This window comes from Bradyrhizobium sp. SZCCHNRI20481 (genome assembly GCF_032485055.1).
GTDB lineage: Bacteria > Pseudomonadota > Alphaproteobacteria > Rhizobiales > Xanthobacteraceae > Bradyrhizobium.
The window spans coordinates 40439-63609 of the sequence record NZ_JAUEUE010000011.1; the positions used below are offsets into that span (position 1 = coordinate 40439).

General features: G+C 64.7%; 18 protein-coding genes. 7 read left to right on the forward strand and 11 right to left on the reverse strand.

Annotated elements, in window-relative coordinates:
- Positions 1 to 62 precede the first annotated feature (62 nt).
- From QX132_RS18820 to QX132_RS18830, 3 genes are all read right to left on the reverse strand, one after another.
- On the reverse strand, positions 63 to 719 hold the full coding sequence (locus tag QX132_RS18820) for a glutathione S-transferase family protein (protein WP_316162338.1): 657 nt from the start codon (positions 717 to 719) through the stop codon (positions 63 to 65).
- Positions 719 to 1888, reverse strand: coding sequence for an acyl-CoA dehydrogenase family protein (locus tag QX132_RS18825; RefSeq protein ID WP_315740590.1), 1170 nt, complete (start codon positions 1886 to 1888; stop codon positions 719 to 721). Before QX132_RS18825 ends, QX132_RS18820 begins: the two co-directional genes overlap by 1 nt.
- A 138-nt stretch (positions 1889 to 2026) precedes the next feature.
- Positions 2027 to 3166 carry an acyl-CoA dehydrogenase family protein gene (locus tag QX132_RS18830; RefSeq protein WP_316162339.1) on the reverse strand — a complete coding sequence of 380 codons (1140 nt, stop codon included), beginning with the start codon at positions 3164 to 3166 and terminating at the stop codon, positions 2027 to 2029.
- Positions 3167 to 3435: 269 nt separating this feature from the next.
- Between QX132_RS18830 and QX132_RS18835 the strand changes: the two genes are divergently transcribed.
- Positions 3436 to 4668 (forward strand): ABC transporter substrate-binding protein, encoded by a 1233-nt coding sequence (locus QX132_RS18835; protein WP_315781338.1) that lies wholly within the window; start codon positions 3436 to 3438, stop codon positions 4666 to 4668.
- 1283 nt (positions 4669 to 5951) lie between these two features.
- Here the strand turns inward: QX132_RS18835 and QX132_RS18840 are convergent.
- On the reverse strand, positions 5952 to 6722 hold the full coding sequence (locus QX132_RS18840; RefSeq protein ID WP_316162341.1) for a helix-turn-helix transcriptional regulator: 771 nt from the start codon (positions 6720 to 6722) through the stop codon (positions 5952 to 5954).
- A 199-nt stretch (positions 6723 to 6921) separates the two neighbouring features.
- Here QX132_RS18840 and QX132_RS18845 point away from each other — a divergent pair, with 199 nt between their 5' ends.
- From QX132_RS18845 to QX132_RS18860, 4 genes are all read left to right on the forward strand, one after another.
- Positions 6922 to 9189, forward strand: a complete 2268-nt coding sequence (locus QX132_RS18845) for a marine proteobacterial sortase target protein (RefSeq protein ID WP_316162343.1) — start codon at positions 6922 to 6924, stop codon at positions 9187 to 9189.
- A gap of 109 nt (positions 9190 to 9298) precedes the next feature.
- Positions 9299 to 9868, forward strand: coding sequence for a class GN sortase (locus QX132_RS18850; protein WP_316162345.1), 570 nt, complete (start codon positions 9299 to 9301; stop codon positions 9866 to 9868).
- Positions 9869 to 9982: 114 nt separating this feature from the next.
- Positions 9983 to 10699: a DUF1614 domain-containing protein gene (locus QX132_RS18855; RefSeq protein ID WP_315774210.1), complete on the forward strand. Its 717-nt coding sequence runs from the start codon at positions 9983 to 9985 to the stop codon at positions 10697 to 10699.
- A gap of 57 nt (positions 10700 to 10756) precedes the next feature.
- On the forward strand, positions 10757 to 11581 hold the full coding sequence (locus QX132_RS18860; RefSeq protein WP_315774212.1) for an MlaD family protein: 825 nt from the start codon (positions 10757 to 10759) through the stop codon (positions 11579 to 11581).
- A 29-nt stretch (positions 11582 to 11610) separates the two neighbouring features.
- Here the strand turns inward: QX132_RS18860 and QX132_RS18865 are convergent, their stop codons facing one another.
- The 7 genes from QX132_RS18865 to urtA all read right to left on the reverse strand — a co-directional run bounded on the left by QX132_RS18865 (position 11611) and on the right by urtA (position 18576).
- Complete coding sequence (locus QX132_RS18865) at positions 11611 to 11952, reverse strand: zinc ribbon domain-containing protein (RefSeq protein ID WP_315781380.1); 342 nt, start codon at positions 11950 to 11952, stop codon at positions 11611 to 11613.
- 96 nt (positions 11953 to 12048) lie between these two features.
- Positions 12049 to 13278: a formamidase gene (gene fmdA / locus QX132_RS18870; protein WP_315778493.1), complete on the reverse strand. Its 1230-nt coding sequence runs from the start codon at positions 13276 to 13278 to the stop codon at positions 12049 to 12051.
- A gap of 36 nt (positions 13279 to 13314) precedes the next feature.
- Positions 13315 to 14004: an urea ABC transporter ATP-binding subunit UrtE gene (gene urtE, locus QX132_RS18875; RefSeq protein ID WP_316162348.1), complete on the reverse strand. Its 690-nt coding sequence runs from the start codon at positions 14002 to 14004 to the stop codon at positions 13315 to 13317.
- A gap of 200 nt (positions 14005 to 14204) precedes the next feature.
- The gene (gene urtD / locus QX132_RS18880; protein ID WP_316162349.1) at positions 14205 to 14960 is read right to left on the reverse strand and encodes an urea ABC transporter ATP-binding protein UrtD; all 756 of its coding nucleotides are present in this window, start codon (positions 14958 to 14960) and stop codon (positions 14205 to 14207) included.
- A gap of 10 nt (positions 14961 to 14970) precedes the next feature.
- The gene (urtC, locus tag QX132_RS18885) at positions 14971 to 16110 is read right to left on the reverse strand and encodes an urea ABC transporter permease subunit UrtC (protein WP_315740602.1); all 1140 of its coding nucleotides are present in this window, start codon (positions 16108 to 16110) and stop codon (positions 14971 to 14973) included.
- A gap of 34 nt (positions 16111 to 16144) precedes the next feature.
- Complete coding sequence (gene urtB / locus QX132_RS18890) at positions 16145 to 17071, reverse strand: urea ABC transporter permease subunit UrtB (protein WP_315740603.1); 927 nt, start codon at positions 17069 to 17071, stop codon at positions 16145 to 16147.
- Positions 17072 to 17313: 242 nt separating this feature from the next.
- Positions 17314 to 18576, reverse strand: coding sequence for an urea ABC transporter substrate-binding protein (urtA, locus tag QX132_RS18895; RefSeq protein ID WP_315740604.1), 1263 nt, complete (start codon positions 18574 to 18576; stop codon positions 17314 to 17316).
- A 186-nt stretch (positions 18577 to 18762) separates the two neighbouring features.
- Here urtA and QX132_RS18900 point away from each other — a divergent pair, with 186 nt between their 5' ends.
- A complete protein-coding gene (locus tag QX132_RS18900; protein WP_316162351.1) occupies positions 18763 to 22137 on the forward strand; it encodes an ATP-binding protein in 3375 nt (1124 codons plus the stop codon).
- Complete coding sequence (locus tag QX132_RS18905) at positions 22127 to 23044, forward strand: response regulator transcription factor (protein WP_316162352.1); 918 nt, start codon at positions 22127 to 22129, stop codon at positions 23042 to 23044. The genes QX132_RS18900 and QX132_RS18905 overlap by 11 nt, the downstream gene beginning before the upstream one ends.
- Positions 23045 to 23171 lie beyond the last annotated feature (127 nt).

Sequence of the window (23171 nt, forward strand, 5' to 3'; positions counted from 1 at the left end):
TCGAGATGATCGTGATTCCGGGTTCGATGCTCAAGCATCGCCCCGGAATGACGTCCCCAAAGCTACGGCCTGACCCGCGGCTCGATGCCCTGCTCCACGCCCGCACGCTGCTCGGCGGCGCGTGCCCGCTGATAGCCCTCGCGCTGCTGCAATCGCACCCAATAGGCAGCCACATTCGGCCCAAAATCCTTGGCGAGCCCAAGCGTGTCTGCGAGACGCAATGCATAGCCGATCACGATGTCGGCCGCGGTGAAACGACCCGCGCACAAGAACTCGGCATTCGCCGTCGCTGCCTCCACGGCGCGCAGCCGTCCCAGGAACCACTTGGCATAATCGGTGGCGACCTGCGGCGAGCGCCGCTCCTCCGGCTCGAGCTGAGTGTATCGCAATACCAGCGTCTGCGGGAACGTCAGCGTGGCGTCGGAGAAATACATCCAGTTCAGGAACGCGCCGTAGTCCTTTTCCTCAGGCCCGACCATCAGCGGCGTCGGGCCGTGCTTGACGCCGAGATAATGGCAGATGCCCGAGGACTCCGTCATCTTCGTCTCGCCGTCGATCAGAAACGGGATCGTGCCGAGCGGATTGATCGCCAGATACTCCTTCGCCAGCACCCGCGGCGGGAACGGCAGCATCTTCAACTCGTAGTTAAGTCGAAGCTCTTCCAGCATCCACAACGGGCGAAACGAGCGGGCGCCGTCGCAATGATACAGCGTGATCATCAGGCGTTTCCCGCTTTGCCGCTGCCTGGCAAGGTCCCCATCATCTTGCACAGGATGGTCAGCATCACCTCGTCGGCGCCGCCGCCGATCGAGCTCAGGCGCGAATCGCGGTAGGCCCGGCTGACCGGTGTCTCGTTCATGAAGCCCATGCCGCCCCAATATTGCAGGCAGGCGTCGGTGAGCTCGCGCCCCAACCGGCCGGTCTTGAGCTTCACCATGGTCGCGAGCCGCGTCACGTCCTCGCCGGCGATCAGCGCCTCTGCGGCCTGATAGGTCAGCGCGCGCAGCAGCTCGACCTCGGTCTGCATTTCCGCGAGCTTGAAGTGGACGACCTGGTTGTCGAGGATCGAGCGGCCGAACGCCTTGCGGTTGCGCGTGTACTCGATGGTCGCATTGATGATCGCTTCATGCGCCTTCAGGCAGGCGGCGCCCGCCCACAGCCGCTCCTCCTGGAACTGCATCATCTGATAAGTAAAACCCTGCCCCTCCTCGCCGATGCGGTTGCGCTTGGGCACCCGGACATTGTCGAAGAAGATCTGCGCCGTATCCGACGAGCGCATGCCCATCTTGTCGAGCTTGCGCGCGACCTGCACGCCCTTGCTCTTCATCGGCACGCAGATCAGCGACTTGTTGCGATGGACCGGGCCGTCGCTGGTGTTGGCGAGCAGGCAGATGAAGTCGGCCTGGGTGCCGTTGGTGATCCACATCTTGCCGCCATTGATGACGTAGTCGTCGCCATCGCCGCGCGCCTGGGTCTTGATCGAGGCGACGTCGGAGCCCGCGCCGGGCTCGGAGACGCCGATGCAGGCGACGTAGTCGCCTGAGATCGCGGGCGCCAGGAACTCCTTGCGCACCTCGTCGGAGCCGAACCGCGCCAGCGCTGGCGTCGCCATGTCGGTCTGCACGCCGATCGCCATCGGGATGGCGCCACAATTGATGGCGCCGAGCTCTTCCGCCATCATCAGCGCGTAGGAATAATCCAGCCCCTGGCCGCCGAACTCGACCGGCTTGTTGAGGCCGAGAAAGCCGAGGTCACCGAGCTTCTTGAACAGCTCATGCGCCGGAAAGATGCCGGCCTCCTCCCATTCGTCGACATGGGGATTGATCTCGGCAGCGATGAACTTCTGCAGGATGCGGCGCGGTTCGTCGTGGTCGGCGGTGAAGAGCATTCTTGATCGAGCTCCTGTCGTCTCTTGTCTTGACGTCATGGCCGGGCTTGTCCCGGCCATCCACGTCGTTGTTCTTGTATGGCGTACAGCATGGATGCCCGGGTCAAGCCCGGGCATGACGAGCGGACAGAGTGCGCGTCACAATCCCATCTGCCGGCTGGCCAGATCCTTCATGATCTCCTCGGTGCCGCCGCCGATCGCATTGACCTTCACCTCGCGATAGATCCGCTCGACCCGGATGCCGCGCATGAAGCCGGCGCCGCCGAAGATCTGCACCGCTTCGGAGGCGCAGTAGGCCATCGTCTGCGTCGCCTGGTTCTTCATCATGCAGATCTCGGCGACCGGATTGTCGCCCTGTTCGAGCCGCCACGCCAGCATTTCCAGCATCGCCTGCGACGCCGCCACGCGCTGCGCCATGTCGACCAGCTTGTGCCTGATCACCTGGTGCTGCGCGAGCGGCTTGCCGAAGGTCTGGCGCTCCCTGGCGTAGGCGATCGCATCGTCGAGGCAGACACGGGCGAAGGCCGTGCAGCTCGCCGCCATGCCCATCCGCTCGCCGTTGAAATTGTGCATGATCAGCTTGAAGCCCTGCCCCTCCTCGCCGATCAGGTTCTCGACGGGCACGCGGCAGCCGTCGAAATGCAGGGTCGCGGTGTCCGACGCCCACCAGCCCATCTTGTCGAGCTTGGTGCGCGTCAGGCCCGGTGTGTCACCGGGAACCAGCAGCAGGCTGACGCCCGCCGGCCCAGGTCCGCCGGTGCGCACGGCGACCGTGATGTAGTCAGCGCGCATCCCCGAGGTGATGAACGTCTTCTCGCCGCTGACGACGTAGTGATCGCCGTCGCGGACCGCCTTGGTCCTGAGATTGGCAACGTCGGAGCCGCCGCTCGGCTCGGTGATCGCCAGCGCCGAGATTTTGCGCCCAGCAAGAATCTCCGGCAGCACGCGCGCCCTCACCTGCGGCTGCGCGGCGCGCGCGATCGGCGGCGTGCCGATCGTATGGCTCATCAGGCTGGCGCTGATGCCGCCGGCACCCGCACGCGCCAATTCCTGCGACGACACGATCTTCATGAACTGGTCGGCCGGCACGCCGCCGAATTCCTCCGGGAAGCCGAGTCCAAGCAGGCCGATCTCCGCCGCCTTCAGATACAGCGCGCGCGGAAATTCTCCGGCCTCGTCCCACGTGCTCGCGAACGGCGCGATCTCCTTGTCGACGAACCGCCTGATGACGTCGCGGAAGGCCTCGTGCTCGGCCGTGTAGAACGGGCTTTTCGTCATGGCGGTGCCGGGAGGATCCTGCTTCGTGCGCGGGAGAAGATGCGCCGGAAACGCCCGTATCAACTTGCGTGGAGTGGCTGGCCGGCAAAATCACCTGCGGCGCGCCCGATCGGCCTCCGCCAGGTTCCCAAGGCCAGCGCCTGGACGCAAGACAGTGCATTGCACACATCTGCCCACTCGATTGCGGTGAGCGGCCTCCCATGGCCACCATCGCCGCAGGCCAAGAGCAAAAACGACAATCACGGAAATTCAATCGAGGAAGCCCAGGGATGTTGCCGATGACGACCAGGACTCTGCTCTCATTCGCGGCCGCGGCCGCCTTTTCCGTACTGGCGAGCCAGAGCGCGCTTGCGCAGAAGAAATACGACACCGGCGCCACCGACACCGAAATCAGGATCGGCAACGTCGAGGCGTATAGCGGCCCGGCCTCGGCCTACGGCATCATCGGCAAGACCGAGGAAGCCTACTTCAAGATGATCAACGATCAGGGCGGCATCAACGGCCGCCGGATCAACTTCATCTCCTATGACGACGGCTACAGCCCGCCGAAGACGGTCGAGCAGGTGCGCAAGCTGATCGAGAGCGACGAGGTGTTCCTGGTGTTCAATGCGCTGGGCACGCCGACCCAGACCGCCGTGCAGAAATATCACAACGCCAAGAAGGTGCCGCAGCTGTTCCTGGCCACCGGCGCCAGCAAATGGAACGACCCGAAGGAATTCCCCTGGACCATGGGCTTCCAGCCGAGCTACCGCGTCGAGGCGCGGATCTTCGCCAAGTACATCCTCAAGGAGAAGCCGAACGCGAAGATCGCGATCTTTTATGCCAATGACGATTTCGGCAAGGACTACGTCCTCGGCATCAAGGAGGTGCTCGGCGACAAGGCCAAGACCATGATCGTCGCCGAGGAGAGCTACGAGACCACCGAGCCCTCGATCGATTCCCATATCGTCAAGCTGAAGGGAACCGGCGCCGACGTGTTCGTCAACATCTCCACGCCGAAATTCGCCGCCCAGGCGATCAAGAAGATCGCCGAGCTGGAATGGAAGCCGATGCATGTCATGACCGACGTCTCGATCTCGATCGGCGCGGTGATGAAGCCCGCCGGCCTCGATGCGTCCGAAGGCGTGCTGTCCGCCGGCTATCTCAAGGATCCGTCGGACCCCCAGTGGAAGGACGACGAGGGCATGAAGAAGTTCATGGCCTTCATCGACAAGTACATGCCGGGCGCCAACATCTCCGACGCCAACCTCGCCTATGGCTATGCCGCGGCCCAGACCATGGTGCAGACCCTGAAGCAGTGCGGCGACACTCTCACCCGCGACAACGTCATGAAGCAGGCCGCCAGCCTGAAGGATTTTGCGCCCGACACCCTGATCCCCGGCATCAAGGTCAATACCGGCCCCAATGATTTCGCCCCGATCGAGCAGCTCAAGATGATGCAGTTCAAGGGCGGCAAATGGGACCTGTTCGGCGACATCATCAGCGCGGACGTGGGGGGATAGGCGGACAAGATCGTCCCGTGTGCTTCAGCCAACCCGTTTCGCTGGTCTGAGCACACGGGCTTGGCATTGGCCTCGCTCTCGCAACGACGGCAGTGTGCTCCCCTCCCCCTTGCGGGGAGGGGTTGGGGGTGGGGATCCCCGCGCACCGACCCGCATGAAGGCCCCCGCGCCTATCGAAATCGTCGCTCGATATATCAGGCGCTCTAGACCTCAGCCTCCTTCGCCCCTGCCGCGAAGCTGTGCTCGCGTCTCTCAGAGATCCCCCCTCATCACATCGAGCACGACTCGTTGGACCCCCACCCCCTCCCCGCAAGGGGGAGGGGAGCTGACCGACATCGCGGCAAGAGCCTGCTGTTCACGAAGAAAACCGATGTTCGGCCTGCCCCGGATTCTGATAAAAATAATTTACTTGCGATTTTTCGGAATTCATGATTGTATCGCTGCATCCCGCCTCACCGCAGAGGGGCGTTGCGCGCGATCGTCACGACACGCGAGGTGGGGATGCGATGGCCGCGAGAGATCGCAGCATTCTCTTCAATGAGGATGCGGACGAACGATCGCTTGCGGACGTGAAGTCGCAGCGTCCTGACACCCCGATGCTGGTGTCCCGCGCAATGCGCAAGCATTGTCGCGAATGGTGGCCAACAAGCCCGGCGCACCAGGGAGACTGCGTATAAGCGTGAAGACCGTCGCGCAGGGAATGCCGGTTGAATCGGCTTTGCCTGTGGTACCTGCCGCCTGCATTTTTTTCGCAGGCGGGCCATGGGTGAGGCCTTCACCCGGCATTCCCTGCGCCCTCTGCATTTGAGGAGGGACGAACTGATCGCAGACCTCGGGCATGATGTGCCGCGGGAATGCGTCGACATGTCCGTCGTCTGCTGTTCGATCCGTTCTGCTGTTTAGGCCTTCTGCTGTTTGAGCCGTGAATCCGCCCACCCACCGCTGTCGTCCCGGCGAACGCCGGGACCCATACTCCGCGGCGGTTGTGTTGGGCAAAATGCCAATGACCAGCCAGCCTCAAACCCCTCCCTGGGGGTATGGGTCCCGGCGTTCGCCGGGACGACAGCGTATTTGTAGGAGCACCGCGTCTCCCACACGCACCGTCCTAGCGAACGCGGCGACGGAGTCAGCTGCCGTAGGGTGGGCAAAGCGGACGCCCGCAGGGCGGTTGCGTGCCCACCGTCCGTCGGCGCATTCGGAGCGAATGGTGGGCACGGCGTGCGGTGGAGCGCAGCATGCAACACGCACCGGGGCGCGCCTTTGCCCACCCTACACCTAACAACTCACGGCACGCCTTGCACGAACAGTGCGAACGGCTCCTCGACCGTCTTGCGCAGATGCTCGCGGTACACCCCATAGTGTCGATCATCCGTGCCGAGTCTGCCGAAGCTCGGCTCCATCACATTGCGCAGCGGAAGCAGCGCGATGGGCGCCGCGATCGGCGTCAGCAGCGAGCCGCGGCCCGCCAAGAGCGTCGTGATGATGCCGTACATCTCGCCGGTGATGGTCGGCCGTGACACGGTGATCAGGCGGTGCTGACCGTGGCGGTTGGTGACGAGGTAGACGAAGCCGGACTGGTTGGGCACGGCGACCTCGCCGAATTGCGTGAACGCCGCATCGAGCCGCGCGCCCTCGCGAAACACCAGCGACGACGCCGCATCGTCCCAGGCGATGTCGGTGCGGTAGGCGTAGATCGCGTCCTTGTCGCCGAATGACGGCCGCAAGGTGACGTAGGTGCCCTCGATCCATTCCACCGCCCGCCGCGAATAGGAGCCGAGACTGTCCGGCGCGATGCCGCCGCTCGTGGCAGGCGCGGCGAGAGGCGCGCTCGGCGCCTTGCGCAGGGACATGCCGAGCGCCTGCTCCAGCCGGACGATGGTCGCCAGCGTGAACGGGCGGCGGCCGCCGAGCGCCTTCTCTAGGGTCGACAGGCTCAGCCTGGCCTGCTCGGCGAGGGCCTGCCGCGACATCCGGCGCCGCGCGATCTCCTCGCGGATCGTCTCCGCAACCTGCCGGCTCTGCTCGTCGGAAAGCTCGTTGTCCGGTATCGACATCCTGTCCCCTGCCATGTGGCGCGCGTCCTTTTAGCAGACGGACAAATCGGCACAAACCCGGACAGATCAGCCGCGCTCTCGACCGCCACCGGACAGGCGCGGGCGGGCCGCGGCCGAACAAGACCGACCATTCCGCTCGCGGCGCTGGCGCGCTGCGCTCAGTGTCGGCAGGCCGAAATTGTTCGTTGCGGAGCCAATGATGAGCGAGACGATCGACCACGATATCAGAAGCAGCACCCATCCGGTCCGGTCGTGGATCGTGACCATGCTGCTATTCCTGCTGCTGCAGGCCGCCGCCGTGCTGCTGGTCGGCTTCGCGGCGCTGTTTCTCAGCGTCACCCCTGGCTGGTCCTCCGAAGGGCCGCTGGCGCCGCTGACCAGGCCGGGCGATGCCCGCTCCGGGGCGCTGCTGTTCAAGAGCGACCTCGGTTACACCGAGGCGCCGCGGCTCGGCATCGACGTCGACATCGTCGTTTCAGGCCCGACGGCGCGGGCGCGCGTGACGCAGCTGTTCAAGAACACGAGCTCGCAATGGATGGAGGCGGTCTATGTCTATCCGCTGCCGCCCGACAGCGCGGTGGACACGCTGAAGATGATCGTCGGCGACCGCGTCGTGGTCGGCGACATCAAGCCGCGCGAACAGGCCAAGGTGATCTACGAGCAGGCCAAGCGCGACGGCAAGACCGCGGCGCTGACCGAGCAGGAGCGGCCGAACATCTTCACCAACTCGCTCGCCAATATCGGCCCCGGCGAAACCGTGCTGGTGCAGATCGAATATCAGCAGCCGGTGGCGCAGGCGGCCGGCGAATTCTCGCTGCGGGTGCCGCTGGTCGTGGCGCCGCGCTACAATCCGGCGCCGATCGTGCAGAGCGTCGATTTGCGCCCGGGCGGCAACGGCTGGGGCGCCGCTGCGAACGATCCGGTACCGGACCGCAACCGCATCTCCCCGGAGGTGCTCGATCCGGCCAAGAATGACCCGGTCAATCCAACCAGGATCGCGGTGCGGCTGCAGGCCGGCTTTGCGCTCGGCGAGGTCAAGAGCCACCATCACCAGGTGACGATCGACAGCCCCGATGCGAAGACGCGAGTCGTCACCCTGGCCGAGGGCGTGGTGCCGGCCGACCGCGACTTCGAGCTGACCTGGAAGCCGGCCGCTGCGGCGATGCCGTCGGTCGGGCTGTTTCACGAGCAGGTCGGCGACGCCGATTATCTGCTCGCCTTCGTCACGCCGCCTGCCGTGGCAGCGCCGGCGCAGCGGCCGCAGCCGCGCGACGTCATCTTCGTGATCGACAATTCCGGCTCGATGGGCGGCACCTCGATCCGCCAGGCCAAGGCCAGCCTGCTCTATGCGCTGGGCCGGCTACAGCCGGGCGACCGGTTCAACGTGATCCGCTTCGACGACACGATGACCGTGCTGTTTCCGTCCTCGGTGCCGGCCGATGCCGAGCATGTCGGCAGCGCCACCAGCTTCGTTAGTTCGCTGGATGCGCGCGGCGGCACCGAGATGGTCCCTGCGATGCGCGCGGCGCTGACCGACGACGGCAGCGACAGCGCGCGCGTGCGGCAGGTGGTATTCCTCACCGACGGCGCCATCGGCAACGAGCAGCAGCTATTCGAGACCATCACCGCAATGCGCGGCCGCTCGCGCATCTTCATGGTCGGTATCGGCTCGGCACCGAACACCTATCTGATGACGCGCGCCGCCGAGCTCGGCCGCGGCGCCTTCACGCATATCGGCTCGGTCGAGCAGGTCGAGGAGCGCATGCGCGGCCTGTTCGCCAAACTCGAGAACCCGGCCGTGACCGCTCTGACCGCGACGTTTTCGGAAGCCTCAGCGGATCTCACGCCCGCGGTGCTGCCGGACGTCTATCGCGACGAGCCGCTGGTGCTCGCCGCGAAGATCGACCGTCTCGCTGGATCGCTGCAGCTCAAGGGCCGCATCGGCGACCAGCCCTGGACCATCACGCTGCCGCTGTCAGGCGCCGCCGAAGGCAAGGGCCTCTCCAAGCTGTGGGCCCGGCGCAAGATCGGCGATGCCGAGGTGGCACAGACGATGCGGCAGATGACATCAGAGGAAGCCGACGGCGCGATTCTGAAGCTCGCGCTGGAGCATCAGCTGGTGACGCGCCTGACCAGCCTCGTCGCCGTCGACAAGACGCCGCGGCGGACCGATGGCGAGCCGATGAGGCTCGCCGAGCTGCCGATCAACCTGCCGGCCGGCTGGGATTATGAGAAGGTGTTCGGCGAGCGCGGTGGGATGCCGGCGATGCGGAAGGACCGCCGCGCCGAAGCCGACGGCGACATCCAGCTCGCCGCGCTGAAGCGGCCGGTGGTGCCGGCGGCGCCCGCCACGATCACGCTGCCGAAGACGGCAACCGATGCCGAGCTCAGCATGCTGCTCGGGCTGGGGATCCTGATGCTCGAACTGATCTGGCTCGCCGCCCTTCGGCGGCGGGCTGCCAACTAACTAACGGCGTCATTGCGAGGAGCCGAAGGTGACGAAGCAATCCAGGGCCGGGTGCGCGACTCTGGATTGCTTCGTCGCTTCGCTCCTCGCAATGACGAAAGGAGAGTTCATGCCTCGTGTCCTCATCCCGCTCGCGATTGCCCTGGTCGGCCTCGCCCTGTTCGGTCACGGCGCTCTCATCCACGCCAAGGCGATCGTCGCACAAGTACTGCTCGACCGCGCCTTCACTAGGACCGTCGCGACGGGACATCCGGTCAAGCCGTGGTCCTGGGCCGACACGGTCCCGGTGGCGCGGATCGAGGTGAAGCGCCTCGGCGTCTCCACCATCGCGCTGACCGGCTCCAGCGGCCAGGCGCTCGCCTTCGGCGCCGGCCATGTCGAAGGCAGCGCCGAGCCGGGCCAGCCGGGCATCGCGGTGTACTCCGCGCACCGCGACACGCATTTCCGCTTCCTGCGCGACATCAGGATCGGCGACGAGATCGACATCGTCAGGCGCGACGGCAACACCTTCCGCTACCGCGCCGACGCCGCCCATGTCGTCCGCTTCGATGCCTCGGGCATCGATCCAGGGACCGACAGCGCCGAACTGGTGCTGTCGACCTGCTGGCCATTCGATGCCCTGACACAGGGGGCGGAGCGCTATGTTCTGCACGCCACGATGATCGCTGCGGGCAAATGAACGGGAGCATGGCCGCTCTTGGGAACCAGGCGACGAATGCCCATTTGTCACCCTGCCGTCCCCGTGGAATGATCCTACGGGGACGGCAAGGCCCACATCTCAAACGCTTTCGACATGCATTCCCAGGTCCAATATCTGCCGATCACGCCGGCCTTCTTCGCCATCCTGGTGCTGGCGTTCGGCGTCCTGATCGTCCTGATCCAGCTCGGCATCCTGCGCTACGCCTACATGAAGCTCGGCGTCAGCTCGGGCACCGCGATGCTGCTGCTGTTCGGATCGCTGATCGGCAGCTATTTCAACATTCCGATCACCATGCTGCCCGGGCAGGTCGCGCGCTCCGGCGAGATCATCGACTTTTTCGGCATGCAGTATGTCGTGCCGCTGGTGCATCAATGGCCCGGCACCCTCCTCGCCGTAAATGTCGGCGGCGCCGTGATCCCGACGATCATGTCGACCTATCTCGTGCTGCGCTACCAGCTCTGGCTGCGCGCGGCGATCGCGGTGCTGGTGATCGCCGTGATCATCCACGCGATGGCAACGCCGGTGCAGGGCGTCGGCATCGCCGTGCCAGTGTTCGCGCCGGTCGTCGTGACCGCGATCCTGGCGTTCCTGCTGTCGCGCGAATATGCCGCGCCGCTGGCCTATATCGGCGGCTCGATGGGGACGCTGGTCGGCGCCGACCTGATGAACCTCGACAAGATCGGCAGCCTCGGCGCGCCCGTGGCCTCGATCGGCGGCGCCGGAACCTTCGATGGTATCTTCCTGACCGGGATTCTCGCGGTGCTGCTCGCGGGCCTCGCCGCCCCGTCCCGGCCCGGGCTCGCGCGCTGAGCTTCCAACCGGGAGACTTAACGGCTAAAATCGAGCAGAGGCAGCGACGGACACGGAATGCGCGCGATCAATCTCATCGTCGGAACCCTGACGATCGCGGCCGTTGCGGCCGGGATCAGCGGCGTCCTGATCAAGCAGAAGGCGCGGATCGCCCAGCAGCGCAGCGTCATGCGCGTCGTGTTCGACGGCGGCTCGGCGGCGGGCCTGCGCAAGGGCGGCCCGGTGAATTTCGACGGCGTGCAGGCCGGGCAGATCCTCTCGATCAACCTCGAAAGCCCGCGCAAGATCGTTGCCATGATCACGCTCGACAATTCGGCGCCGATCCGCAAGGACACCACGGCCGGCATCGAATTTCAGGGCCTGACCGGCATCGCCGCGATCTCGCTGGTCGGTGGCGCGCCGACGGCGCCGCCGGTGCCGTTCGATCGCGACGGGGTGCCGGTGCTGACGGCCGACCTCAAGGACCAGGAGACGATGGTCGAGACGGTGCACAACGTCGACAAATTCATCGTCAGCAATGCACCGGCCATCAAGGAGGCGCTGCAGACCTTCGAGTCCGAGACGGCGTCGCTGCAGGAGAAGACCGCAGCGATCGACGCCGCGATCGACAAGGCCGAGGACGTGTTCAAGGGCTTCGACACACTCGTGACCAGGATCGACGGCGCCATTCCCGGCTTCGCGGACGGCAATCCCGGACAGCTGTTCGATCAGATCAAGTCGATGCGCGAGCTCGTCGACAGCTTCAAGCGCAAATCGGCCAAGGTGATCGACGAGAGCCGCAAGACGCTGCTCGACATCAGCGACGGCGCCAATGCGATGACTGTCAAGTTCGGCGGCCAGCCGACGGGTCCGGGTCCGCGCCGCGTGCCGGCGTCACGCTGAGGGACGGCGGATCGCGCCGCCCCTCGCGTTCAGTGGCTGATCATCCACGGCCGCGCCGTCGGAAAGCCCTTGGCGCCGCTCCTGGTCTTGGTCATCAACCGCGGCGACTTCTTCGGCGAGCAGCAGCCGCAGCCCGGCCCGTGCTTCGCCTTGTATTCCGCGACCGTCTGCGGCGCGTGGCGGCTGCGCTCATTGGTGGCATGCGCCGTTCGCCGCTCCGCGGGCATGCAGGCGAAGGCGGGTGCGGTGAGGATCACGCGCGGCGCCATGTCCTGGCATTGCGGACAGACCTGCGGCTCATCACATTCAGCCATCGGGCGCATGTCGGTGAACGGACCGCATGCATCACAGAGATATTCATAGACCGGCATCGTTTCGTCTCCTGCGCAACAATCATCTCCATCTCACGCGGCGGATGCGGGGCGGCCGATACGCTGCCGTCCCACACCCATCGCGCAGGGAGACCGCTATTTGTCCGGCGAGATCGGCATCTGGATATCGCCCGTGATGTGCTTGATCGGCCCCGCCGACGACGGCATCACGTCGAAGTCGAAGATCTCGGTCGGCAGCCACAGAGTGGCGCAGGCGTTGGGCACGTCGACCACGCCGGAGATGTGGCCCTGCACCGGCGCGGTGCCGAGGATCGAATAGGCCTGGGCGCCGGAGTAGCCGAACTTCTTCAGATACTCGATGGCGTTGAGGCAGGCCTGGCGATAGGCGATGTGGACGTCGAGATAGTGCTGCTTGCCGGCCTCGTCGACCGAGATGCCCTCGAAGATGAGGTAATCGCGATAGTTCGGCGTGATCGGCGACGGCTTGAAGATGGGATTCTTGATGCCGTATTTCGCCACGCCGTCCTTGATGATGTCGACCTTGATGTGCAGCCAGCCGGCCATCTCGATGGCGCCGCAGAAGGTGATCTCGCCGTCGCCCTGGCTGAAATGCAGATCGCCCATCGAGAGGCCGCCGCCGGGCACGTAGACCGGGAAGTAGATCTTCGAGCCGCGCGACAGGTCCTTGATGTCGCAATTGCCGCCATGCTCGCGCGGCGGCACGGTGCGGGCGCCCTCGGCACCGATCTTGGCCTTGGCGTCGCCCTTGGCCTGTCCGGCATGCGCGGTCGGCGCGAACGGCGGGTTGGCGAGACCGGGCACGCGGGTCGGGTTGGTGGCGATCAGCGCGGTCTCGCGCTCGTTCCAGGTCGCGAGCAGCTTCGGATCGGGCAGACAGCCGATCAGGCCGGGATGGATCAGGCCGGCGAAGTTCACGCCCGGCACGTGACGCGACGAGGTGTAGAGGCCCTTGATGTCCCAGATCGACTTCTGCGCCAGCGGGAAGTGATCGGTCAGGAAGCCGCCACCGTTCTGCTTGGAGAAGAAGCCGTTGAAGCCCCACAGGCTCTCCTTCAACGGACCGACGTCGAGCAGGTCGACGACCAGGAGGTCGCCCGGCTCGGCGCCCTTGACGCCGATCGGCCCCGACAGGAAGTGCACGATCGACAGATCGATGTCGCGCACGTCGTCGGCGGAGTCGTTGTTCTTGATGAAGCCGCCGGTCCAGTCGTAGGTCTCGATGATGAAATCGTCGCCGGGATTGACCCACTCCACCATCGGAATATCCGGGTGCCAGCGGTTATGGACCTTGTCGTTCTCGTAGGCCGACTTGGTCAGATCGACCTTGATCAATGTGTCTGGCATCAGAAGCTCCCCATTTTCCTTGCTTGGACGGAGTGGTTAGACGGACAGATATTTCGAGACCTGTGCGGCATCGACCTGATCGCGCGGATCGTCGCGGACGATCTCGCCGTTCTCGATCACCAGCACGCGGTCGGCGATGTCGAGCGCGAAGCTCAGCACCTGCTCGGAGACGACGATCGACAGCCCCTTCTCGTCGCGGATGCGCTTGAGGGTACGCGCCATGTCCTTGATGATCGACGGCTGGATGCCCTCGGTCGGCTCGTCGAGCAGCAGCACCTTGGGCTTGGTCGCGAGCGCGCGCGCGATCGCGAGCTGCTGCTGCTGGCCGCCGGAGAGATTGCCGCCACGGCGGCCCTTCATCTCGAGCAGCACCGGAAACAGCTCGTAGATGTCGCCGGGGACCTCGGATTCGCCGGACACGACGAGGCCGGTCTCGATGTTCTCCTTCACCGTCATGGTCGAGAAGATCATGCGGCCCTGCGGCACGTAGGCGAGGCCCTTGGCGACACGCTCATAGCTCTTCAGGCTTGCGAGCTCGGCGCCGTCCATCGCGATCGAACCGCTCTTGGCCGGCAGGATGCCCATCAGCGACTTCATCAGCGTGGTCTTGCCCATGCCGTTGCGGCCCATGATCGCAACGATCTCGTTGGGCGCGACCTTGACGTTCAGGCCATGCAGCACCTCGCTTTGACCATAGGCGACATGGAGATCGGAGATTGCGAGCATCAATGGCTCCTGCAAAGTGATGAACTTGGATGAGGCTGCAGCAACATCGGCAGAGCGCTCCCTCCCCCCTTGTGGGGGAGGGTTGGGGAGGGGGGTGGCCCCAAGCGAGACTGCCGCCGTGGGCCCCCTCCCCTAACCCCTCCCCACAAGGGGGAGGGGAACGCGGCGTCATTCGGAGCGAACAGGATCGCGATCATCGCTCAATGCCCCAGATAGACTTCGACGACCTTGGGATCGTTCTTGACCCGCTCCATCGTGCCTTCAGAGAGGATCTGACCCTGGTGCAGCACGGTGACCTTGTGCGCGATGTCCTCGACGAACTTCATGTCGTGCTCGATGACGAGCACCGACCGATCCTTGATGATGCGGTTGAGCAACTCGGCGGTCTTGGCGCGCTCGCTGACGCTCATGCCGGCCACGGGCTCGTCGAGCATCAGCAGGTCCGGGTTCTGGATCAGCAGCATGCCGATCTCGAGCCACTGCTTCTGGCCGTGGCTGAGCTCGGCGGCCGAGGTCTTGAGACGGTCCTTGAGGAAGATCATCTCGGCGACCTCCTCGACGCGGTCCTTGACGACCGCGTCGCGCTGGAAGGTCAGCGAGCCGAACACGGTGCGGCCGCGCGGAAACGAGATCTCGAGATTCTCGAACACGCTGAGATCCTCGAACACCGACGGCGTCTGGAACTTGCGACCGACACCCGCTTTGACGATCTCGTTCTCGCGCAGCTTCGTCAGCTCCTTGCCGCGGAACTGGATCGAGCCCGAGGTCGCCTTGGTCTTTCCGCAGATCAGGTCGAGCACCGTGGTCTTGCCTGCCCCGTTCGGGCCGATGATGACGCGAATCTCGTTCTCCTCGACGTAGAAGGAGAGATCGTTGACCGCCTTGAAGCCGTCGAAGGAGACCGTGAGGGCTTCGACCGCGAGCAGGAATTCCTTGGGCTGATGACCGATGAGCATCGCTGTCTCCTCACTCTGCGGGGGCGCCGTTGGCGACGAGCCCGCCATTGCCGGATTTCTTGGTGCGGGAGGCCAGCAAGCGGTCGATGCGCGGCTGCACGTGATCGCCCCAGATCCCGGCGAGCCCGTTCGGGAAGGCAAGAACCACCGCGATGAAGAGCGCACCGAGGCCGAACAGCCAGAGCTGCGGGAAGGTTTCCGACAGACTGGTCTTGGCGAAGTTGACCAGGATCGTGCCGTAGACCGCGCCGAAGATCGACAGCCGGCCGCCGACCGCGGTGTAGATCACCATTTCGATCGACGGCACAATGCCGACGAAGGACGGCGACATGAATCCGACTTCCAAGGTGAACAGGGCACCGCCGACCGCGGCGAACACTGCGGCAGCGCAGAAGGCAAAGATCTTGAAGTTGGCGACGCTGTAGCCGGAGAAGCGGACCCGATCCTCCTGCTCACGCATCGCCACCAGAATGCGGCCGAGCTTGGTCAGGCGGATGAACTGCGCCACCAGGATGGCGACGAACAGCAGGAACACTTCGACGAAGTAGAGGATGAGTTTGGCGTGATCGGTGCGGATGTCCCAGCCGTGCAGGGTGCGCAGATCGGTGATGCCATTGATGCCGCCGGTATAACCCTGCTGTCCCACGATCAGGATGGTCAGGATGGCCGCGATCGCCTGGGTGATGATCGCGAAGTAGACGCCGCCGACGCGCCGCTTGAACATCGCGGCGCCGATGATGAAGGCGAAGATCGCCGGCACCAGGATGATCGCGGCGAGCGCGAACGGGAAGCTCTGGAATGGCTTCCAGAAGAACGGCAGCTGCGTCAGTTGATTCCAGTCCATGAAGTCGGGGATGCCCGGCGTCGACTGGATCTTGGTGTTGGCGACGCTAGAGGCCTCCAGCTTCAGGAACATCGCCATGCAGTAGCCGCCGAGGCCGAAGAACACGCCCTGGCCGAGGCTCAGGATGCCGCCATAGCCCCAGCACAGCACCAGGCCGATCGCAACGAAGGCGTAGGTCAGATATTTCGCGACCAGGTTCAGGCGGAACACATCGAGCGCCAAGGGCAGGATGACGACGAGCAGGAGCAGCAGCGAGACGAAGCCGATGAGTTCTGATCGGTTGAAAAAGCGCGAGTTGATGATCATGACCGTGCTTTCTTGTTGGGCTGTCGGAGCTGGCTCACTTGCGGACCTTGAGGGCGAACAGGCCCTGCGGCCGCATCATCAGGATGGCGACGATCGCAAGCAGCGTGAGCACCTTGGCCATCGAGCCGGACATGAAGAACTCCATGGTCGACTGCGCCTGGGAGATGGTGAAGGCGGAGGCGATGGTGCCGATCAGGCTGGCGGCGCCGCCGAACACGACGACCAGGAAGGTGTCGACGATGTAGAGCTGTCCGGCCGTCGGACCCGTCGAGCCGATCATGGTGAAGGCCGAGCCCGCGACGCCGGCAATGCCGCAGCCGAGGCCGAAGGTGTAGCGGTCGACCTTCTCGGTGTTGATGCCGACGGCGCCGGCCATCACGCGGTTCTGCACCACGGCGCGAACCTGCTTGCCCCAGCGCGACAGGAACAGGACGTAGGCCACCACGAGCGTGATCAGGATGGTCAGGCACATCACAAACATGCCGTTGATCGGGATCTGGATGGCGTCGGTCGCCTGCCAGGAGCCCATCATCCACTCGGGGAGCTCGACGCCGACCTCGCGGGCGCCGAACACCGAGCGGTAGGCCTGCTGCAGGATGAGGCTGAGGCCCCAGGTCGCGAGCAGTGTATCGAGCGGCCGCTTGTAGAGTCGGCGTATCATCGCCCATTCGACCAGCATGCCGAGCGATCCGGAGGCGATGAAGGCGAATATCATCGCGACGAAGAAGTAGCCGGGAAACAGCGAGGGGAGGAAATGCTGGAAGGCGTTCGACGTCATCCAGGTGACGTAAGCGCCGAGGATCATGAACTCGCCATGCGCCATGTTGATGACGCCCATCTGGCCGAAGATGATGGCGAGCCCCAGCGCCATCAGCACGTAGACCGAAAACAGGATGAGGCCCGCGAAGCCCTGCATCGCGAAGATGGCCCCGAGGTCGCCGATGGAATAGTCACCGAACATGATCCGTCCTCTCGTGATGCCCTGCTGCAAAATGGATCGGCGCCGGCACAGCGTGTCCGCAGCCAAGATCGTTCCCTCCCCCCTTGTGGGGGAGGGCTAGGGAGGGGGGCCTCCACGACGAGCTGTGGGTGGGGTACCCCCCTCCCCCATCCCTTCCCCACAAGGGGGGGAGGGAGCGCACTTCCCGCGCAGCAGCGTCAGCGATCTCATTCGCCTGTTGCTATGAGACGCGACAGATCAGCTTACTGGTAGCCCTTCGGGAACGGATCTGGCTCGACCAGGTCGGCGGTCTCGTAGATCAGCTCGTACTGACCGTCCGCCTTGGCGCGGCCGACGCGGGTCTTGGACCAGAGATGGTGGTTCTCGTGGATCCGCACGTAGCCTTCCGGCGCGCCCTTGAACTCGATGCCAGGCGAGGCGGCGGCGACCTTGTCGATGTCGAAGCTGCCGGCCTTTTCCACCGTCAGCTTCCACAGCCACGGACCGAGATAAGCGGCTTGCGTCACGTCGCCAATGACGGTCTTCTCGCCCCACATCTTCTTGAAATCGGCGACGAAGGCCTTGTTGTTCGGATTGTCGAGCGACTGGAAATATTTCATGCAGGCATACGCGCCCGCGATGTTCTCACCGCCGATGCCGTCGATCTCGTCCTCGGTCACGGAGATGGTGAGCAGCGTCTGCTTCGACATGTCGATGCCGGCGGCCTTGAGCTGCTTGTAGAACGCGACGTTCGAGCCGCCGACGATGATCGCGTAGATCACATCCGGCTTGGTCAGCTTGATTTTGTTGATAACCGAGTTGAACTGAGTGTGGCCGAGCGGGAAGTATTCCTCACCGACGACCTTGGCGCCCTGCAGATGGCCCTCGATGTGCTTGCGCGCGATCTTGTTCGAGGTGCGTGGCCAGATGTAGTCGGAGCCGAGCAGGTAGAAGGTCTTCGCGCCCTTGGTCTTGTTGACCCAGTCGAGGCCGGCGATGATCTGCTGCGTGGCCTCCTGGCCGGTATAGATGACGTTCTTCGACTGTTCGAGGCCTTCGTAGAAGGTCGGGTAATACAGCATGCCGTTGTACTGCTCGAACACCGGCAGCACCGCTTTGCGCGAGGCCGAGGTCCAGCAGCCCATGACGGCGGCGCATTTGTCGTTGACCAGCAGCTTCTTGGCCTTCTCGGCGAAGGTCGGCCAGTCGGAAGCGCCGTCCTCCTGGATATACTTGATTTTGCGGCCGAGCACGCCGCCGGCGGCATTGATCTGCTCGATGGCGAGCTTCTCGGCCTGCACCGAGCCGGTCTCCGAGATCGCCATCGTGCCGGTGACCGAATGCAGAATGCCGACGGTGACTTCGCTATCCGTGACTGCAAGGCCGGTGGTGTTGACTGCAGAGGTTGCAGGGCCGGCGCCGAAGGACGGCCGCGGCATCATGGCGAGCGCCGGGATCGCGGCCATTCCCATCAGCAATTGGCGCCGAAGTGGCGACTTCAGGCCCTTTTTGGTTTCGTCTGACATGAGCACCCCATTCATTGGTTCGAGGACACGCGTTGGGTCGGACGAAGGATGGCGCGCTTTGTGCAACGCACGGATACGCAAGATTGCGTATACTGCACCGCAAAAGCGCGACGTAGGCTCTGCGTAGGTCTTGCGAGCGGCAGGACAAAGCGTGCGGGCGATCCGCTTCGCGTGAGGAGTTCGAGAGTGGCAGGGCGGCAGCGGATCGACCGCGTCAGGCGCCAATACAACCAATGGGTCGCCAACCAGACGTTGGAGGACTATGCGCTCCGTTTTACGGCCAAGAGCGCGCGGCGCTGGTCCGCCGCCCGCGTCGCCAACACGGCGTTGGGCGCGATCTCGTTCCTCGCACTTGAGGCGATCGGCGGCACCATCACCTTGAACTATGGCGTCACCAACGCGACCGCCGCGATCCTGGTCGCCAGTGTGATCATCTTCTGCTGCGGCCTGCCGATTGCCTACCATGCGGCCAAATGCGGCATCGACATCGACCTGCTGACCCGCGGCGCCGGCTTCGGCTATATCGGCTCGACCATCACCTCGCTGATCTACGCGTCGTTCACCTTCATCTTCTTCGCCATCGAGGCGGTCATCCTGGCTTCGGCGCTGGAGATGTGCTTCGGCATTCCCCGGCCGATCGGCTATCTCATCAGCGCCGTCGTCATCATCCCGCTCGTCACCTACGGCATCACCCTGATCAGTCGCTTCCAGCTGTGGACACAGCCGCTATGGGTCGTGCTGCACATCCTCCCCTTTGCCGCGATCGCCTATGCCAGCCCGCACTCCTTCGTCGAATGGCAGCAGTTTCCCGGCGAGCACGGCGATCCCATGGGCCATCTCGATCTGGCGCTGTTCGGGACCGCCGCGGCGGTCGTGTTCTCGCTGGTCGCCCAAATCGGCGAGCAGGTCGACTTCCTGCGCTTCCTGCCGCGTGACCGCCGCACGTCCAAACGGTCGTGGTGGATCGCGTTGTTGTCGGCTGGCCCCGGCTGGATCGTGCTCGGGGCACTGAAGCTGCTGGCAGGCTCGTTCCTCGCCTTCTTCGCGCTGAGCCACGGAGTCTCCGCCGACCACGCCGCCGAACCGGCGCACATGTATCTGGAGGCGTTCCGCTACGTGTTGGCCCGGCCGGATTTGGCGCTTGCGTTGACCGGCACCTTCGTGATCGTCTCCCAGATCAAGATCAACGTCACCAACGCCTATGCCGGCTCGATCGCCTGGTCGAACTTCTTCTCGCGCCTGACGCACAGCCACCCCGGCCGCGTGGTTTGGCTCGTGTTCAACGTCGTCGTCGCGCTGCTGCTGATGGAGATCGGCGTCTACAAGGCGCTGGAGCAGACGCTGGCGCTGTACTCCAACATCGCGATCTCCTGGGTGGGCGCGCTGGTGGCCGACCTCGTGATCAACAAGCCGCTGGGCCTGCGCCCGCCGCAGATGGAGTTCAAGCGCGCCCATCTCTACGACATCAACCCGGTCGGGGTCGGCGCGATGACGATCGCGACGATCGTCTCGATCAGCGCCTTCTATGGCCTGTTCGGGCCGACCGGAAAGGCGCTGTCGACCTTCGTCGCGCTCGCCGTCGCGCTCGTCACCGCGCCTGCGATCGCCTATCTGACCGACGGCAAATACTATCTGGCACGCAAGCCAAAGCGGAGCTGGCAGAACATCGAGCAGATCCAATGCTGCATCTGTGAGCATCACTTCGAACCGGAGGATACCGCCTCCTGCCCGGCCTATGCCGGTCCGATCTGCTCGCTGTGCTGCTCGCTCGATGCGCGCTGCCACGATCTGTGCAAGCCGCACGCGCGGGCCCAGGCTCAGGTCGCAGCGGCGCTCAGCGGCATGCTGCCGGAGTCGTTGCTGGCCAAGTTCAACTCGCAGCTCGGTCATTATGTCGGTGTATTTCTGACGTCGGCCGGGCTCGTCGCGCTGACGCTCGGCATGATCTATCTGGAGACGTCGGCGGCGCTGCCGGGCTTCAAGGGCATCATCTCCGATGTGCTGTGGAAGGTGTTCTTCGCCCTCTCCATCATCATCGGTGTCGTGACGTGGCTGTTCGTGCTGGCCCAGCAGAGCCGCCGTGCGGCCGAAGACGAGACGCGGCGGCAGACCCAGCTGTTGATTCAGGAGATCGAGGCGCACAAGCGCACCGATGCAGAGTTGCAGCGCGCCAAGGAAGTTGCGGAATCAGCCAATCTCGCCAAGAGCCGCTATGTGGTCGGCCTCAGCCATGAGCTGCGCTCGCCGCTGAACGCGATCTCCGGCTATGCGCAACTGCTCGAGCAGGACACGAGCCTCGCACCGAAGCCGCGGGACCAGGTTCGCGTCGTCCGCCGCAGCGCCGATCATCTGTCCGGCCTGATCGACGGAATTCTCGATATCTCCAAGATCGAAGCCGGGCGGCTGTATCTGTCGCGCGACGAGGTCCGTCTCAGCGAATTCCTGGATCAGCTCGTGGGCATGTTCCGATTGCAGGCCGCGGCGAAGGGCGTCGACTTCGTATTCAAGCGGCCGGCGGTCCTGCCGCTGGTCGTCTATGCCGACGAGAAGCGGCTGCGCCAGATCCTGATCAACCTGCTGTCGAATGCCATCAAATTCACCGGGGAAGGCAGCGTCCAGTTCGTCGTGCACTATCGGAGCCCGGTGGCCGAGTTCGAGGTGGTCGACACGGGTCCCGGCATCCAGCCTGACGATCTGGAGCGAATCTTCGCGCCGTTCGAGCGTGGCGCGCTCGGGGCCGCGCAGCCGCAGACCGGCACGGGACTGGGCCTGACGATCAGCCGTCTGCTCGCCGGTGTCATGGGCGGCGACATCAAGGTCGAGAGCAGCGTCGGCGCCGGCAGCACCTTCAAGGTCAAGATCCTGCTGTCCGAGGTGACAAACCCGACGCGGCATGCGCCGGTGAAGGCACCGGTGGCCGGCTATCTCGGGCCGCGCAGGACGATCCTCATCACTGACGATGATCCTGTGCATCGCGACCTCCTGCGCGAAGTACTGACGCCGCTCGGCTTCATCCTGCTGAGCGCGCCCGACGGTCCCGCCTGCCTCGCGCTCGCACAACACTGCCAGCCGGATCTGTTCATTCTGGACATCTCGATGCCCGGCATGGACGGCTGGACAGTGGCCGAGACCTTGCGCAACAGCGGTCATCACCAGGCCCGGATCCTGATGACATCTGCGAGCGCGCTCGAAGCTCATGGGCGGCCGTTGGCGCAACCCTTTCACGACAGCTACCTGATGAAGCCGATCGACATCCCAAGGCTGCTGGAGGCAATACGTCAGTTGCTGAAGCTCGAATGGAGCTACCAGACCGACACGCCCGTGGCCCCGCCACGCTGGCGGCCGGACACAGGATCCCGGCCGCCGCTCAAATATGTCGAAGAGCTGATGAGCCTCGGCCAGATCGGTTACATCAGGGCCATTCAGCTCAAGCTCGACGAGATCCGCAACGCGCATCCCGAGCATGCCGACTTCGTCGCCCAGATGCGCACACTCATCGACCGCTTCGATCTCGATCAGTACATGGCAACTCTGAAGACCTTGCACGCCTATGAGCATTGACAGCAAGAAGCGCGACGTCGCTCTGGTCGTCGACGACTCGCCGGAGACGCTTCGGCTGCTGACGGACGCGCTGGATGGGGCCGGCATGACCGTCATGGTTGCGCTCGATGGCGCCGCGGCCATGCGCATTATCGACCAGATCACGCCGGACATCATCCTGCTCGATGCGGTCATGCCCGGCATGGACGGCTTCGAGACCTGCCGCAAGCTCAAGCGCGAGACAGGCCTCTCCAACGTCCCCGTGATCTTCATGACCGGGCTCGCCGACACCGAGCACATCGTGCAGGGACTGGAGGCCGGCGGAGTCGACTACGTCACGAAGCCGATCGCCGTCTCGGAGATGCTGGCGCGCATCCGCGTGCATCTCGCCAACGCCCGGATGACGCAGAGCGCGCGCGCCGCGCTCGACGTCTCCGGCCGCTTCCTCCTCGCCGTCAACCGCGACGGCCGGCTGATGTGGGCAACGCCGCAAGCTCAGAAGCTGTTGTCGGACAGTTTTGGCACGGCGGAGGAGCTCGTGCTGCCGGAAGCGCTGCGGCTCTGGCTGGATCAGGCGCAGAACGGCAAAGGCAGCGCCAAGGCCGCCGCTTCGATTCCCGATCATCCCGAATTGCGCCTCTACTACATGGGTGGAGCCGGGCCGAACGAGTTCCTGCTGCGGCTCGCCAAGGAGTCCTCCGGCGAGCTGCCCAAGCAGTTCTCCAGCGCGTTCGGTCTCACCACGCGCGAGGGCGAGGTGCTGTCATGGCTGTCCAAGGGCAAGACCAACCGCGACATCGCGCAAATCCTGGGACTGAGCCCGCGCACCGTCGACAAGCACCTCGAGCAGATCTACGCCAAGCTCGGCGTCGAGAACCGTACCGCCGCCGCGGCTGTCGCGACCGGTGTGGCGCGGCGGGAGAATTGAGGCGAGCCGAATCGCGCGTCCCTACAAGACTGTCGTCCCGGGCAAGCTCGGCGACGCGGAGCGTCGACGGGCGCCGACCCGGGACCCATACCGCGTGATGTGTCTTGAGGCAGGCTACGCGTTGACC